At 62.3% G+C, this 16,263-nt stretch carries 12 protein-coding genes; 8 read left to right on the top strand and 4 right to left on the bottom strand.

Features of this window, described 5'->3' with window-relative positions; genetic code table 11:
• Positions 1–149: 149 nt before the first annotated feature.
• Positions 150–1,571 carry an MFS transporter gene (locus NKJ46_RS05640; protein ID WP_352662896.1) on the bottom strand — a complete coding sequence of 474 codons (1,422 nt, stop codon included), beginning with the start codon at positions 1,569–1,571 and terminating at the stop codon, positions 150–152.
• A 294-nt stretch (positions 1,572–1,865) separates the two neighbouring features.
• On the opposite strand from NKJ46_RS05640, the gene guaB reads away from it, so the two are divergent.
• The 3 genes from guaB to NKJ46_RS05625 are packed head-to-tail and all read left to right on the top strand — an operon-like array spanning position 1,866 to position 4,387.
• On the top strand, positions 1,866–3,368 hold the full coding sequence (gene guaB, locus NKJ46_RS05635; RefSeq protein WP_352662893.1) for an IMP dehydrogenase: 1,503 nt from the start codon (positions 1,866–1,868) through the stop codon (positions 3,366–3,368).
• Between the two features lie 31 nt (positions 3,369–3,399).
• On the top strand, positions 3,400–3,939 hold the full coding sequence (locus NKJ46_RS05630; RefSeq protein ID WP_352663363.1) for a hypothetical protein: 540 nt from the start codon (positions 3,400–3,402) through the stop codon (positions 3,937–3,939).
• Positions 3,940–3,967: 28 nt separating this feature from the next.
• Positions 3,968–4,387 carry an MAPEG family protein gene (locus tag NKJ46_RS05625; RefSeq protein WP_352662890.1) on the top strand — a complete coding sequence of 140 codons (420 nt, stop codon included), beginning with the start codon at positions 3,968–3,970 and terminating at the stop codon, positions 4,385–4,387.
• Between the two features lie 12 nt (positions 4,388–4,399).
• On the opposite strand, the gene rnd is transcribed toward NKJ46_RS05625, so the two are convergent.
• Together rnd and NKJ46_RS05615 are read right to left on the bottom strand one after the other, a co-directional pair.
• Positions 4,400–5,551, bottom strand: coding sequence for a ribonuclease D (gene rnd / locus NKJ46_RS05620; RefSeq protein ID WP_352662887.1), 1,152 nt, complete (start codon positions 5,549–5,551; stop codon positions 4,400–4,402).
• A 73-nt stretch (positions 5,552–5,624) separates the two neighbouring features.
• Positions 5,625–6,872 (bottom strand): MFS transporter, encoded by a 1,248-nt coding sequence (locus NKJ46_RS05615; protein WP_352662884.1) that lies wholly within the window; start codon positions 6,870–6,872, stop codon positions 5,625–5,627.
• Positions 6,873–7,131: 259 nt separating this feature from the next.
• On the opposite strand from NKJ46_RS05615, the gene NKJ46_RS05610 reads away from it, so the two are divergent.
• The 4 genes from NKJ46_RS05610 to aspS all read left to right on the top strand — a co-directional run bounded on the left by NKJ46_RS05610 (position 7,132) and on the right by aspS (position 12,190).
• Positions 7,132–8,400, top strand: coding sequence for an ABC transporter substrate-binding protein (locus NKJ46_RS05610; protein WP_352662882.1), 1,269 nt, complete (start codon positions 7,132–7,134; stop codon positions 8,398–8,400).
• A 68-nt stretch (positions 8,401–8,468) separates the two neighbouring features.
• Entirely contained in the window at positions 8,469–9,341 is an 873-nt protein-coding gene (locus NKJ46_RS05605; RefSeq protein ID WP_352663361.1) for a carbohydrate ABC transporter permease, read from the top strand.
• Positions 9,342–9,360: 19 nt separating this feature from the next.
• Positions 9,361–10,185: a carbohydrate ABC transporter permease gene (locus tag NKJ46_RS05600; protein ID WP_352662879.1), complete on the top strand. Its 825-nt coding sequence runs from the start codon at positions 9,361–9,363 to the stop codon at positions 10,183–10,185.
• A 214-nt stretch (positions 10,186–10,399) separates the two neighbouring features.
• Positions 10,400–12,190, top strand: coding sequence for an aspartate--tRNA ligase (aspS, locus tag NKJ46_RS05595; protein WP_352663359.1), 1,791 nt, complete (start codon positions 10,400–10,402; stop codon positions 12,188–12,190).
• 76 nt (positions 12,191–12,266) lie between these two features.
• Here the strand turns inward: aspS and NKJ46_RS05590 are convergent, their stop codons facing one another.
• On the bottom strand, positions 12,267–13,460 hold the full coding sequence (locus tag NKJ46_RS05590) for an aq_1923 C-terminal domain (RefSeq protein ID WP_352662876.1): 1,194 nt from the start codon (positions 13,458–13,460) through the stop codon (positions 12,267–12,269).
• Between the two features lie 369 nt (positions 13,461–13,829).
• On the opposite strand from NKJ46_RS05590, the gene parC reads away from it, so the two are divergent.
• A complete protein-coding gene (parC, locus tag NKJ46_RS05585) occupies positions 13,830–16,082 on the top strand; it encodes a DNA topoisomerase IV subunit A (RefSeq protein WP_352662873.1) in 2,253 nt (750 codons plus the stop codon).
• The last annotated feature ends 181 nt before the right edge of the window (positions 16,083–16,263 follow it).

Below are 16,263 nucleotides of genomic sequence, written 5' to 3'. Positions count from 1 at the left end.
GGGAGATTGGCAGCTTCGGCGCGCCGTCTAATCCTGCAACGTTGAACATTGGCGAAGGCCGATGTCACGATCTCCCCCCTCGTGGGGGAGATGTCCGGCAGGACAGAGGGGGGCGCTGTCCCTCCGGCGTCCCTAAGCACGAGCAAAGGTCAACGCCCCGGCGGGCTCACCGGCTCCAGGGTCTTCGGCGGCGTCAGTCGGCCATGTCCCGACACGGCATTGCCGGCGTCCGGCGCCAGCCGCATGAACGACAGCGAGGCCGCCGCCGACACCGCCGCTACGATGAAGAAGGCGGTGTGGAAGTCGCTCAGCGTCAGCGGGCCGCCATGGATCTTGGTCGACACTTCCAGGATGCCGCCGGCCAGCGCCACGCCGAGTGCGATCGCCAACTGCTGGAACACCGCCGTGATCGGCGTCGCCTTGCTGGTGTCGGCGGCCGAAATCTCGGCGTAGGCAAGCGCATTGGTGCCGGTGAAGAACATCGAGCGGATGAAGCCACCGGCGAGCAGCATGGCGAGGATCAGCCCATAGGGCGTGTCGGGTGTGAACAGGCCGTTGATGGCGATGGACGCGGCGGCGATGAGCGAGCCTGAAATCAGCACACGGCGGAAGCCGGCGACCCTGAAGATCAGCGCGGTGACGAATTTCATGCCCATGGCGCCGATTGCCGAGACGAAGGTGATCATGCCGGACTGGAACGGCGTCAGCCCGAAACCGATCTGGAACATCAGCGGCAACAGGAATGGTACGGCACCGATGCCAATGCGGAACAGTCCGCCGCCGAGCACCGACGAGCGGAACACCCGATTGCGAAACAGCTCGAGCGCCAGCAGCGGATTCTTGGCGTGGCGTCCGTGCAGCAGGTAAAGCACCGCCGATGCCAGCCCGACGGCAACGGTGATAAAGCCGGCAGCGGGCGGCAGAGCCGGCAGGCTGACCACCGACAGGCCGAACACAATTCCGGATGCCGCCAGCCCGCTCAGCACGAAGCCGATGAAATCGAGCGGCGGTGTCTCGGCAGGGTCGGTCTTCGGCAGGAAACGCGTGGCCAGCCAGATGCCGATCAGGCCGATCGGCACATTGATCAGAAAAATCCAATGCCAGGAGAAATAGGTCGTGATGAAGCCGCCGACCGGCGGGCCGACCAGGGGGCCGACCAGAGCCGGGACGGTCAGCCACGACATGGCGGCGACGAGTTCGCTTTTCGGCGTCGCGCGTACCAGCACCAGACGCCCGACCGGCGTCATCATGGCGCCGCCAATGCCTTGCAGGAAGCGTGAGACCACGAAAGCCGGCAGCGAATTGGAAATGGCGCACGCGACTGAACCGACGATGAACACGGCGATAGCGGCACGGAAGACATTCTTGGCCCCAAAGCGGTCGGCCATCCAGCCGCTGATCGGAATGAAGATCGCCAGCGATACCAGATAGGCGGTCAAGGCCAGCTTGAGCGCGATCGGGGTGGTGTGGATGTCGATGGCGATCGCCGGCATGGATGTCGCAATGACGGTCGAATCCATGTTTTCCATGAATAGAGCGACCGCCAGGATAAGCGGAATGGTGCGGTTCACGATGGATCCGGCCTTGAAATGTGCGTCGCGATTGCTTGCCGGCCTCGGGGGCCAAACCGACAGCTAGGGCGGTTATCATGGCTTGGCCCGGATGTCGCATTAATTTGCTGTCACGTTTGTGCGAACCGCAAGTCTTGCCGCACCTGCGGCAAATACAGCTTTGCCACTACACAACCATCGGCTTTTCAACGGCGACGGGACGTGTTACGAGCCAGCGCCAATCCTGAAAGGGAAGAAGACGAGTCGGCGCTGTCCATCAGGGCGAGCGCCTTTCCTGCATTCCGAGGGCTGGCCATGGCAAAAATCATCGAGACGTCCACCGGCGCATTGGCGCTCACCTTTGACGACGTGCTGCTGCAGCCGGGTCATTCCGAGGTTATGCCCGGCGAGACCGACATCCGCACCCGCATCGCCGGCGACATCGACCTCAACGTGCCGATCCTGTCGGCCGCCATGGACACGGTTACCGAGGCGCGGCTTGCGATCGCCATGGCCCAGGCCGGCGGCATCGGTGTCATCCACCGCAATTTCTCGCCGGCCGAACAGGCCGAGCAGGTGCGGCAGGTGAAGAAATTCGAATCCGGCATGGTGGTCAACCCTGTCACCATCGGTCCCGAGGCAACGCTTGCCGATGCGCTGGGTCTGATGCGCACCTACAGCATCTCGGGCATTCCGGTGGTCGAGAACGGCGGCAGCGGCGGTCACACGGTCGGCCGGCTCGTCGGCATCCTGACCAACCGCGACGTCCGCTTCGCCTCCGACCCGGCGCAAAAGGTCTATGAACTGATGACCCGCGAGAACCTGATCACGGTCAAGGAGAACGTCGATCAGGACGAGGCCAAGCGGCTGCTCCATCAGCACCGCATCGAGAAGCTGGTTGTGGTCGACCGGGACGGCAATTGCGTCGGGCTGATCACGGTCAAGGACATCGAGAAGTCGCAGCTCAACCCGCACGCCACCAAGGATGCGCAGGGACGCCTGCGCGCCGCCGCCGCCACCAGTGTCGGCGATGACGGTTTCGAGCGGGCCGAGCGCCTCATCGACGCCGGCGTCGACCTTCTGGTGATCGACACCGCGCACGGTCATTCGCAGCGCGTCCTGGATGCGGTGACGCGGGCCAAGAAGCTGTCCAACTCGGTTCGCATCCTGGCCGGCAACGTCGCGACCGCGGAAGGCACCTTGGCGCTGATCGATGCCGGCGCCGACGCGGTCAAGGTCGGCATCGGACCGGGTTCCATCTGCACCACCCGCATCGTCGCCGGCGTCGGCGTGCCGCAGCTCTCGGCGATCATGTCAGCGGTCGAGACAGCGCATAAATCGGGCGTCTCGGTCATTGCCGATGGCGGCATCAAATATTCGGGTGATCTCGCCAAGGCGCTGGCCGCCGGCGCCAGCGCGGCGATGATCGGCTCGCTGCTGGCCGGCACCGACGAGAGCCCGGGCGAGGTCTATCTGCACCAGGGCCGCTCCTTCAAAGCCTATCGCGGCATGGGCTCGGTCGGCGCGATGGCGCGCGGCTCCGCCGATCGTTATTTCCAGGCCGAGGTGCGCGACACGCTGAAACTGGTCCCGGAAGGCATCGAAGGGCAGGTCCCATACAAAGGACCTGTGTCTGGCGTGCTGCACCAGCTTGCAGGCGGCCTGAAAGCCGCTATGGGTTATGTCGGTGGCCGCGACCTTGCCGATTTCCGCGAGCGCGCCACTTTTGTGCGGATATCCAATGCCGGACTTCGTGAAAGCCACGCCCATGACGTCACGATTACCCGCGAAAGCCCGAATTATCCTGGCGGAGCCTGACCGTCATGCGTCCTGGCGCAATCTGGCGGCAATGATCCTGCGGCTGTCGCGCCACGCGGCCGCACTCTGTGTCGCCGCCGTGGCGGTTTTCATCATCATGACGGCGATGGAGTTCCTCTATTTTCGCCAATTGAGCGGCGGTCTGCCGTCGCTCGACATGCGCTATGCCGGTTTCACTCCGGATGAGGGCATGGCCTGGCTAACGGCCCTCGGCCGGCGCGGCAGCGAGATTATTCTCGTCTGGCATTACCTGACCTTCGACCTGCTGTTTCCGGCGCTGCTGTCGCTGACGATGGTAAGCCTGATCCTGGCCACGGGCCGGCGGCTGAAGAATTTCCGTGCACTGCCTGCGCAAACCCAGTCGATATTCGCGGTTGTGCTGGTGCTGCCCTACCTGCTTACCGACTATGCCCAGAACATTGCCGTGGCTCGTCTTTTGTCCGATTTTCTGTCGGCCAATCCGGATTCGCTATCCTTCGCCTCGGCGCTGATCGTCACCAAATTCGCCCTGCTGGCGATACCGGTGACCGTCATTGCGGCTTTCACTCTGATGGCTCAGAAACGGCCTTGAAGGGTGGGTGACAACGACAGGGGGCGTCTTGAACCAGACCGCGATCTTCTGGCCTATGCTGGCGCAGGTGCTGCTGGTCTATATCGTCTATGTCGTAATGGGCCGGCGCCGCCATGGCGCGGTCAGATCGGGCGAAGCCAAGACCGGCCAGTTCAAGACGCGCTCGACGGAGCCTGGGTCCAGTATCACCGTCGCCAACAATCTGAGCAACCAGTTCGAACTGCCGGTGCTTTTCTACGTCTTATGCTTGACGCTGCACGTGACCAATAGCGTCAATTATCTGACCTTGGCACTGATGTGGATCTTTGTAGTCTCCCGCTGTCTTCACTCATCGATCCACTTGACCAGCAATCGGCTAATCTTGCGTAGCAGGGCATTCTACCTGGGCGCGGTAGTTCTTGCACTTGGCTGGATATGGCTGGCGCTGCATCTGCTCGGCTTGGTCTGAGCAAGCTCAAGGCTACAAATCGAACACAGCGATTTTGCGCTTGTCGAACCTGATGGCGAGTTCGCCGCGCACCAGCTTGAGCGCGGCCTCGCCGAAGACGGCACGCCGCCAGCCCTGCAATGCCGGCACGTCGGCTTCCTCGCCCTCGGCAGCGATGCGGTCGATGTCGTCACTGGAGGCGAGTACCTTCGATGCGACGCCCTCCTTTTCTGCAACGATCCGCAGCAGCACCTTCAGCAACTCCGCCGCGGCGCTTGACCCCTCCGGCGGCTGGAAGCTCTTCGGCAGCTTCGGCATCTCTTCCCTGGGCAGGGCAAGGGCAGCGTTTACCGCGCCAAGCAGTGCCGTCGCCGTCGACGAGCGCTCCCAGCCCTTCGGCGTGGTACGCAGCTTGCTCAGCGCCGCAGCGTCGCGCGGCGCCTGCTGCGCCACTTCGTAGATCGCATCGTCCTTGAGCACCCGGCCGCGCGGCACGTCGCGCTCGCGCGCTTCGCGTTCGCGCCAGGCGGCCACCGCCTGCACGATCGCCAGTTCCTGCGGCTTGCGCAGCCGCATCTTGAGCCGCTTCCAGGCATCCTCGGGATGCGGATCGTAGGTCTCGCGCGAGGTCAGCACGTCCATCTCCTCGTTCAGCCAGTGGGCGCGGTTTTCCCGCACCAGCTCGGCGCTGAGATGCTTGTAGACCTCGATCAGGTGGGTGACGTCGGCGAGCGCGTAGTCGAGCTGCTTTTCGGACAGCGGACGGTGGCGCCAGTCGGTGAAGCGCGAGGACTTGTCGAGCCGCGCGCCGGTGATGCGCTGCACCAGCTGGTCGTAGGAAACGCTGTCGCCGAAGCCGCAGACCATCGCCGCGACCTGGGTGTCGAACACCGGATGCGGCACCAGATCGCCGAGATGCACAATGATTTCGATGTCCTGACGCGCCGCATGGAAGACTTTGACGATCGCCTCGTTGGCCATCAGCCTGAAGAACGGTTTCAGGTCGATGTCGGCCGACAGCGGATCAATCAGCGCCGTCACCCCGGGCGCTGCCATCTGGATCAGGCACAGGATCGGCCAGAAGGTCGTTTCGCGAATGAATTCGGTATCGACGGTGACGAATTCCGCCCTTTCGAAAGCGGTAATAGCGGTCTCGAGTTCTTTCTGGGTGGTGATGACGTGCATCAAATCGCTTTTGGCAAGGGATAGGGTCTCTTTCAATTTCAGCCGCGCGCGCTTTCGTCAAGCGCAAGCACCTCTATCCAGGCTTTGCAGGTTCATCGGGATCGGCATTCCGCTTCGCCAACCGGGCAAAAACCGTCGACGTGCGCAACAGCGCCGTAAAACGGCTGCGATGGGTGGCCGGCACGGCGGAGCGCGCCTGCATCCGGTAAAGGATGACGGCCACGAAGATCGCATAGACGGTGGCGCTGAACACGAACAGCGCGCTCGGCCCGAAAAATTGCATCACCGTCGAGGCGGCGAACGGGCCGCCGATGGCGCCGAAGGAATAAAACAGCATCAAGGCTGCATTGATCAGCACGAACTCGCCCTTGTCGGCGCGGTCGTTGGAATGCGCCGCCGAAAGCGAATAGAGCGGCATGGCGAAGCAGCCGAAGATGAAGACGAGCAGGAAGTTGAGGAACGGACTGCCGCCGGCCACTAACGCCAGCGCCAGTGCCGCCACCATCGCACAGCACGTCGTCATCAGCAGCACCGAGCGCCGGTCCCAGCGGTCGGAGAGATAGCCAAGCGGGTACTGGATGATGGCGCCGCCGAAAATGCCGACGCTGACGAAGGTGACGACGTCGGCGACCGACATGCCGATCTGCTCGGCATAGACCGGCGACAGGGTGCGGAAGGCGCTGTTGGTGACGCCGACGGCGATACAGCCGAAGCAGCCGAGCGGCGAGATCCGCCAGACGCGCGCCAAATCGAGCTTGACGTCTTCCGGCGGCGTAGGATTGGAGCGGTCGCCGAGCGAAACCGGCACCAGCGAAACGGTGATCATCATCGACATGATGGCGAAGATGGCAAAGCCGCCGGCGCCAAAGATCGGGATCAGGAACTGGGCGCCCGTCACCGAGCCGATGTCGACCATCCGATAGATGGCAAGCACCCGCGCCCGGTCGGTGTTGGTGACACCGGAATTCAGCCAGGCTTCCATGATGGTGAACAGGCCGGCAAAGCAGAACCCGCCGGCAAAGCGCACGGCGCACCACATCACCGGATCGATGACCAGCACCAGCAGCAGCGTTCCCGCCGAGGCGATCGCCGCCAGTGCCGAAAAGGCGCGCACATGGCCAACGGACTTCATGATGCGGGTCACGGCAAGGCAGCCGAGCAGGAAGCCGGCGAAATAGAACGTGCCCATCAGGCCGATCGAGGAAGCGGGAAAACCTTCCTGCGCACCACGCAGCGCAATCAACGTGCTCTGCAGGCCGTTGCCGCCGAGCAGGATGCCGGCGGCGATCAGGAGGGGGATCAGCGGGCGGATGGAAGACATGAAGGAAAGCCTGTCGTTGATCCCTTCTTGAACCATCGCCTTCGCCAATGCCAGCGGCAATTCCCGGTGGCGTTGGGCCAGCCGAGGGCAACCGCGTGGCTCCGGACGCTCCGCGTTGGGAACCAAGGCGTATCTTTGTAGTTCAGTGCTGGTGGGCGAATACGCGTCTTGTGAGCTGCCGGTGTGCGGAGACGGTGTCGGGCATTGACGCGTCCGTTTCTGCTGCCCGGCCTGAAGCTCCAAAGGGAGGTCCGCCATCATGAAATTTCATCCCGCATTTGCTGCATTTGCGGTGGCCGCAGTTCTGACGGCTGGGCCGGCGCGGGCTGTCGACCTCGCCATGGTGTCCGGCGACACCGGCAACGGCCAGAGAATCCTTCGCGAGATCCTCGATCAATACGAGAAGAAGACCGGCAACAAGGTTAGCGTCGTTCCGCTGCCGCCCTCGGCGACGGACCAGTTTGGCCAATACCGGCTCTGGCTCGCCGCCGGAAGCAGCGACGTCGATGTCTATCAAACGGACATCATCTGGGCCCCCCAGCTTGCAAGGCAGTTCATCGACCTGACCGAAGCGACCAAGGATGTCGTTGGCGCCCATTTCCCATCGATCATCAAATCGCAGACCGTGGACGGCAAGCTCGTGGCCTTGCCGATATTCACCGACGCTCCGGCGCTCTACTATCGCAAGGATCTCCTCGACAAATACGGCGCCAGGGTCCCGGCCAGCTGGGCCGAGCTTGCCGACACCGCCAAGCTTGTCATGGACAAGGAGCGCGAGGCCGGCAACAAGGACATGTGGGGCTTCGTTTTCCAAGGCAACGCCTATGAGGGGCTGACTTGCGATGCACTCGAATGGGTGAAGTCGAACGGCGGCGGCCAGATTATCGAACCGGACGGCAGGATCTCCATCAACAATCCGCAAGCAGTTGCGGCGCTGGAAATGGCGAGGAACTGGGTGGGAACCATCTCGCCGCCCGGCGTTCTGGCCTACCAGGAAGAAGAGTCGCGCGGTGTCTGGCAGACCGGCAACGCCGTCTTCATGCGCAACTGGCCCTACGCCTACGCGCTTGGCAACAGCGAAAGCTCCCCCATCAAAGGCAAGTTCGAGGTGACCACGCTGCCGCCGGGGTCGGGTGAGGGCGCGCGCCCGGCAGCAACGCTTGGCGGCTGGAATCTCGCGGTTTCCAAATATTCGAAGAACCCGGATGCAGCGATCGAGCTGGTCAAATGGATCGCCTCGCCTCAGATGCAGAAGTACCGCGCCTTGAAGGGGGCATATCTGCCGACCATCGAGGCACTCTATGACGATGCCGACATCGCCAGCGCGCAGCCGGTGATTCCGCGCTGGAAGGAAGTCGTCATCAACGCGGTGCCGCGTCCCTCGGCCCAGGCCAAGAGCCGGTACAATGAGGCATCGAGCGAGTTCTGGACCGCCGTCCACAACACCATTTCCGGCGAGGGCGCAGCCGCCGACAACCTTGCCGATCTGGAGTTCTCCTTGACCAGGCTCAAGGGCACCGCCTGGTGACCTCGCCGCGCTCAGGCTCGCTGCTAGCGCGTCAGCGTACGCGCTCGGCATGGCTGCTGCTTGCCCCGATGCTCATCGTGCTCGCCGCCGTTGCCGGCTGGCCGTTGATGCGCACGATCTATTTCGGCTTCACCGATGCCTCGCTCGCCGATCTGGAAGCCCGCCGCTGGGTTGGCTTCGCCAACTATTTCTCCGTTCTGCAAATGCCGAGCGGCCGCGTCGTCTATGACGGGCTGCTCGCCGATCCGGTCTGGTGGCGCGCTGTCTGGAACACGGTGCGCTTCGCGGTGATTTCGGTGACCTGCGAGACGGTGCTCGGCATGATCGTCGCGCTGGTGCTCAACGCTAAGTTTCGCGGCCGCGGCATCGTGCGCGCCGCGATCCTCATCCCTTGGGCGATCCCGACGATCGTCTCGGCGAAAATGTGGCAGTGGATGCTCAACGACCAGTTCGGCATCATCAACGACGTCCTGCTCAAGCTCGGCCTGATCAGCACAAAAATCGCCTGGACGGCCAGCGCCGACACGGCGATGGTCGCCGTCCTCGTTGTCGACATCTGGAAAGCGACCCCGTTCATGGCGCTTCTCATTCTCGCCGGCCTCCAGATGCTTCCACAAGAAATCTACGAAGTCGCCAAGCTCGACGGCGTCGGAGCGTGGAGAATTTTCTGGAAGATCACCTTGCCGCTCATCCGGCCGGCGTTGATGGTGGCCATGATCTTTCGCGGTCTCGATGCCCTGCGCATCTTCGATCTGATCTACGTGCTTACGCCAAACAACTTACACACGAAGTCGATGTCGGTGTTTGCCCGCGAGAGCCTGTTTGAGTTCGACAAGTTTGCCTACGGTTCCGCTGCCTCGACGCTGCTCTTCCTCATCCTCGCTTTGCTGACCATGCTCGTTCTGTGGCTCGGCCGGATAAGACTGGACAAGGACTATTGATCATGTGGAGCTGCTGACCATGTGGATCGTCAAGCGCACGGCCTTCTACCTCCTCGTCGCCGTCATCGTCGTGGTCGCGGTGTTCCCGTTCTACTATGCCATCATCACCAGCCTGAAATCGGGGACGGCGCTCTTCCAGATCGACTATTGGCCGACGACGATTACCTTCAGCAACTACAGGACCGTGTTCACCGAGGGGACCTTCCTGCGCAACCTCGTGAACTCGCTGTTCATCTCGAGCGCTGTTGTCGTCATTTCGCTGTTCCTGGGCGTCACCGCCGCCTATGCGCTGGCGCGCATCCGCTTCCGCGGCCGCTCGGCTCTGCTCCTCATTATCCTGTCCGTCTCGATGTTCCCGCAATTGGCGGTGCTTGCCGGTCTTTTCGAGTTGATCCGCACCTTCGGCCTCTACAATTCGCCGTTCGCGCTGATCTTGTCCTACATGATCTTCACCTTGCCGTTCACCGTCTGGGTGCTCACCGCCTTCGTTCGCGACCTGCCGATCGAGCTGGAGGAAGCGGCAATCCTCGATGGCGCCACGCCCTGGATCATCATCAGCCGCGTCTTCCTGCCGCTGATGTGGCCGGCGCTGGCGACCACCGGGCTTCTCGCCTTCATCGGTGCGTGGAACGAGTTCCTGTTTGCCCTGACGTTTACCTCCAGCAACGAGCAGCGAACCGTGCCTGTGGCGATCGCGCTGCTCTCCGGCAACTCGCAGTTCGAGATCCCGTGGGGCAACATCATGGCCGCATCGGTGATCGTCACCGTGCCGCTTGTCGTCCTTGTCCTGATCTTCCAGCGCAAGATCATCTCCGGTCTCACGGCGGGCGGGGTGAAGGGGTGAGTGCATAGTTGAACTGCCGGCACGGAGCAGCGAACTCAGGTTAACGCCTCTGGCATAAATTGATGCCGGTGGGACAGGGACGGGAAGAACGCTAACTCGACCCGGCCGCCGCTTGCCTTGACAAATGCACCCTCTCATGTGCTTTTCGCGCAAATTTTCAGGCTGGGCCATCATGCCTTGGCCGCAACCCAACATCCGGACTTTAAGAATGACAATGCATCGTTACCGCAGCCATACCTGTGCCCAATTGAGGAAGGCGGACGTCGGCTCGACCGTGCGCCTGTCGGGTTGGGTGCATCGCGTGCGCGACCATGGCGGCCTGCTGTTCATCGATTTGCGCGACCATTACGGCCTGACGCAGATCGTCGCCGATCCGGATTCGCCCGCCTTCAAGATTGCCGAGACGCTGCGCGGCGAATGGGTCGTCCGCGTCGACGGCGAGGTCAAGGCGCGCCTCGCCGACACCGTGAACCCCAATTTGCCGACCGGCGAGATCGAGATTTTCGCGCGCGAGATCGAGGTGCTGTCGGCGGCCAAGGAATTGCCGCTGCCTGTCTTCGGCGAGCCGGATTACCCGGAGGACATCCGCCTCAAATACCGCTTCCTCGATCTGCGCCGCGACACGCTGCACAAGAATATCGTCGCGCGCACGAAAATCATCGCCGAGATGCGAAAGCTGATGGGCGAGGTCGGGTTCACCGAATTCTCGACGCCGATCCTGACCGCCTCGTCGCCGGAAGGGGCGCGCGACTTTCTGGTGCCGTCGCGCATCCACCCCGGCACTTTCTACGCGCTGCCGCAGGCACCGCAGCAGTATAAGCAGCTGATCATGGTGTCCGGATTCGACCGCTACTTCCAGATTGCGCCGTGCTTCCGCGACGAGGACCCGCGCGCCGACCGTCTGCCGGGTGAATTCTACCAGCTCGACGTGGAGATGAGCTTCGTCGAGCAGGAGGATGTGTTCACCACCATGGAGCCGGTGATGCGGGGGGTGTTCGAGACCTTTGCCGCCGGCAAGCCGGTGACGCAGAAGTTTCCGCGCATCGCCTATGATGTCGCCATGCGCAAATACGGCACTGACAAGCCGGACCTGCGCAACCCGATCGAGATGCAGGCCGTCTCCGATCATTTTCGCGATTCCGGCTTCAAGGTATTCGCCAACATCCTTGCCAACGATCCGAAGGCCGAGGTCTGGGCTATTCCGGCCAAGACCGGCGGTTCGCGCGCCTTCTGCGACCGCATGAACTCATGGGCGCAAGGCGAGGGCCAGCCAGGGCTGGGCTATATCTTCTGGCGCAAGGAGGGCGAGAAGCTTGAAGGCGCCGGGCCGCTGGCCAAGAACATCGGCGAGGAGCGCACCGAGGCGATCCGCCAACAACTCGGCCTTGCCGATGGCGATGCCGCCTTCTTCGTCGCCGGCGATCCGAAGAAATTCGTCTCCTTCGCTGGAGCGGCGCGCACCCGCGCCGGCGAGGAGCTCAATCTTGTCGACCGTGATCGCTTCGAATTGTGCTGGATCGTCGACTTCCCGTTCTTCGAATGGAACGAGGAGGAGAAGAAGATCGACTTCGCGCACAATCCGTTCTCGATGCCGCAAGGTGGCATCGATGCGCTTAACGGCGAGGATCTGCTCGGCATCAAGGCGTTCCAGTACGACATGGTCTGCAACGGTTTCGAGATCGCCTCGGGCGGCATCCGCAACCATCTGCCGGAAACCATGGTCAAGGCCTTCGAAACCGTCGGGCTGGACCGCGCAACGGTCGAGGAACGCTTCGGCGGCCTTTACCGTGCCTTCCAGTATGGCGCGCCGCCGCATGGCGGCATGGCGGCCGGCATCGACCGCGTCGTCATGCTTCTGGTCGGCGCAAGGAACCTGCGCGAAGTGACAATGTTTCCGATGAACCAGCAGGCCTACGATCTGTTGATGAACGCGCCGTCGGAAGCCAGCCCGCAGCAGCTTCGCGAATTGTCGCTGCGCGTCGTGGCGACGAAGAAAGAGCTTTAGGAAACGCTCCGAACCGGTTCTGTTGAGTCATGAAAAAGCCCGGCATCGCTGCCGGGCTTTTGCTTTGGGATCTCGGTCAGTCTTCGTTCGCCGTAACCGTCACGCCGAGCGTTTTCGGCAGGTCGAGCGGGTTGGACATGGCGCCCGCCATGATCAGCGCGAACGGCACCGCTGCCGGCGGCTCGGCCGAGACCTCGATGCTTTGCGGATCGTCGAGGAACTTGTTGACCGCGGCCGAAACCTGCGCCGTCAGTTCCGGATTGTTGAGCTGCGCCATGCCGAAGGGTACGATCGCCTTGGCCTGGTTGGCGATGTCCTTGCCGGACATGCCTTGCTGCTTGCCGGCATAATCGAGCACCTTTTTGGTCAGCGAATCGTCGTCGAAGCGGATCGAGGCGCTGTTGAACGAAAGCTGCTGCAGCAGCCCGAGCATGGCCATGCCTTGCGCGGAATTGTCGGCGCCTTCGGGCTGCGCTGCCATCTTCTTCTGCATCTCCTGCATTGATTTGATGACGTCCAGCGTGTAGCCGCCGAGATCGAAGGTCATGCCGAGAGTGCCGGCATTGTCGACCGATATTTCGTATTTCGACAAGTCCATCCTGCCGTCGGTAGGCTGCCAGGTGCCTTCCATCTCAAGATTGCCTGATATGTTCTGGTAGCCGAGCGCGTTGATGACTTCCTTGGACTTCGGATCTTCGACCAGGGTCAGGTCGGCAGTGAATTTTTCCGTAGTGCCGGAAAACTCCATGGCCTTGCCGTCGGCCGGCGGCGTGATTGCGATGGCAAGCCCGTCCATCGAGAACGCTGTCTTGTCGGCGACCTTGACGGTCATGTTTTCTAGCTCCGCCGATTTGTACATCATCAGCGAGCCCAGCGGACCGGTTGCGCCTTCGGCCGGAACCGTCATGTCGTGGATGACGAAGGGGCTGAGATTGAGCGTGACGCCGTCTTCGCTGTGTTCGAACGGCGACGTCGATACGGTCGCGATTTGATAGCCGCCATTGGCTTCGGTCACCCCTTCGAGCTTGACGTCGCCGATCTTGAGCGCCTCCTTTTCGGCCGCCGGTTTGACCGCTACGCCTTGCAGAACCATGCTGGAAGTGTCGCCGGTTACTCCGGTCCAGGAGAGGTCGACGCCCTGGGCGGCGAGGGCAGCCTTCAGCCGGTCGGCGACCGCGGTATCCTGCGCGAACGCCGCATTCAGCGGCAGCGTCAGCAAAAAGGTCGAAAAAGCCAGTCTTTTAATAAGTGTCGAGTGTCTGATCGTCATCGAGAGCTCCCCTGAGAGTGTCCTGAAATTCTTTTCAAATCGTCGCGTCGTCACCATTCGGTGACGAACTGGACCGGAAAAAGGCGGGCCTCGGCACAATGGTCGAAAATCGCGGCCAAAGGCAAACCCGATCCATCAGGCTTGCGATAGAAGCAGGATGTAACGGATTGATGTTGGCCGGCGTCGCGACGCTTCCAATTCCTGTTGCATAATGGATGTCGCGCAAAAATGTGCAGCGGTTTTGCGATAACGACATGCATCAAAACAGGACCTAAAGCGTCGCATGGGGCCGGTAGAACGCTATGCGCTTTAGGAGCACGCATACCGGTGCCTCTTGCCGCGAATCACCCGCTCGGCTAGTGCCAGCCCATGGGAAAAAGGCTTTTGCCGCCTGAAACTGGCGGCGGCGACAATATCGAGCCGGTCGATCTGAAGAAGGCGCTGGAAGAGCGCTATCTCGCCTACGCGCTGTCGACCATCATGCACCGGGCGCTGCCGGATGTGCGCGACGGGTTGAAGCCGGTGCATCGTCGCATCATGCATGCCATGCGCCTGTTGCGGCTTAACCCCGACCAGGGTTTTGCCAAATGCGCCCGCATCGTCGGCGAGGTGATGGGCAAGTTCCATCCACATGGCGACCAGTCGATCTACGACGCGTTGGTGCGGCTGGCGCAGGATTTTTCGATGCGCTACCCGCTGGTCGACGGGCAGGGCAATTTCGGCAATATCGACGGCGATAATGCCGCCGCCATGCGCTACACCGAAGCGCGCATGACCGAAGTGTCGACGCTGCTTTTGGAAGGCATCACCGAGGACGCGGTCGATTTCCGCCCGACCTACAACGAGGAAGACGAGGAGCCGGCGGTGCTGCCCGGCGCCTTCCCGAACCTGCTCGCCAACGGCTCGTCCGGCATCGCCGTCGGCATGGCGACCTCGATTCCGCCGCACAATGCGGCCGAACTCTGCGACGCCGCGCTTCACCTGATCGATCATCCGGATGCGCCCGTCACCAAGCTGATGGATTTCGTACAAGGTCCGGATTTCCCAACCGGCGGCATTATCGTCGATAGTCGTGCCTCGATCCTCGAAGCTTATGAAACCGGCCGCGGCGGCTTTCGCGTCAGGGCGAAATGGAACCAGGAGGACCAAGGCAGGGGCACCTGGAACATTGTCGTCACCGAAATCCCTTACGGCGTCCAGAAGGCCAGGCTGATCGAAAAGATCGCCGAGCTCTTGATGGCGCGCAAGCTGCCGCTGCTCGAGGATATCCGCGACGAGAGCGCCGAGGACATCCGCGTCGTGCTGGTGCCGAAGAGCCGCTCGGTCGATCCCGGCATCATGATGGAATCGCTGTTCAAGCTGACCGAGCTCGAAAGCCGCTTTCCGCTCAACATGAACGTGTTGTCGCGCGGCAAGGTGCCGAACGTGCTGTCGCTGAAAGGTGTGCTCAAGGAATGGCTGGAGCACCGCCGCGACGTCCTGATCCGCCGCTCCAAGCACCGCCTCGGCGAGATCGAAAGGCGGCTTGAGATCCTCGCCGGCTATTTGATCGCCTACCTCAACATCGACGAGGTGATCAGGATCATCCGCGAGGAGGACGAGCCCAAGCAGGTGATGATGGCCCGCTGGTCACTCACCGACACCCAGGCTGAAGCCATCCTCAACATGCGGCTGAGGGCGCTGCGCAAGCTCGAGGAATTCGAAATCCGCGAGGAATTCAATGGCCTGACCGGCGAGAAGAAGCAGATCGAGGCACTGCTTGCGTCCGACGCCAAGCAGTGGGCGACGATCAAGTGGGAAGTCGCCAACGTTCGCCAGAAATACGGGCCTGACACCGAGATCGGCAAGCGACGCACAGAGTTCGCAGATGCACCCGAACATGACCTGACCGATATCGCCCATGCCATGATCGAGCGCGAGCCGGTCACCGTCGTCGTGTCAGAAAAGGGCTGGCTGAGGGCCATGAAAGGTCATCTGACCGACCATTCGGCCCTGACCTTCAAGGAAGGCGACAGCCTCAAGCTCGCCTTCCACGCCCAGACGACCGACAAGGTGCTGGTCTTCACCACCGGCGGCAAGTTCTACACAATCGGCGCCGACCGTCTGCCGGGCGGGCGTGGCCATGGCGAGCCGATCCGCATCATCGTCGACATGGACAACGACCAGGATATCGTCACCGCCTTCGTCCATGATCCCAAGCGCAAGCTGCTGCTGGTGTCGCATGACGGCAACGGTTTCATCGTGCCGGAAGAGGAAGTTGTCGCCAACACCCGCAAGGGCAAGCAGGTGATGAACGTCAAGGCGCCCGACGAGGCCCAGCGCTGCGTGAGCGTCGCGGGCGACCATCTCGCCATTGTCGGCGAGAACCGCAAGATGCTGGTGTTCCCGCTGGCCGAGATCCCGGAGATGGGGCGCGGCAAGGGCGTGCGCCTGCAGAAGTACAAGGATGGCGGTGTTCTCGACCTCAAGACCTTCACGCTCGCAAGCGGCCTGTCCTGGCAGGATTCGGCAGACCGCACCTTCATCAAATCGCGTGACGAGCTTGCCGAATGGATCGGCGCCCGCGCCTCGGCCGGCCGCATGGTGCCGAAGGGATTCCCGAGGACTGGCAAGTTCGGGTGAAGCGGTAATCTCCCCCCTTGAGGGGGAGATGTCGCCGAAGGCGACAGAGGGGATCGGAACATCCAGACGCGACCCTTATCGCAGACAGAGGAGGCTGGCGTCTCACGCGCGGCGACCCCCTCTGGCCTGCCGGCCATCTCCCCCTCAAGGGGGGAGATTAGCAGCTGCACCCAAACATTTG

Source organism: Mesorhizobium sp. M0166 (assembly GCF_040322255.1).
GTDB lineage: Bacteria > Pseudomonadota > Alphaproteobacteria > Rhizobiales > Rhizobiaceae > Mesorhizobium.
The sequence above is the reverse complement of the archived record's forward strand: the minus strand, read 5'-3'. Positions and strand labels throughout refer to the sequence as shown.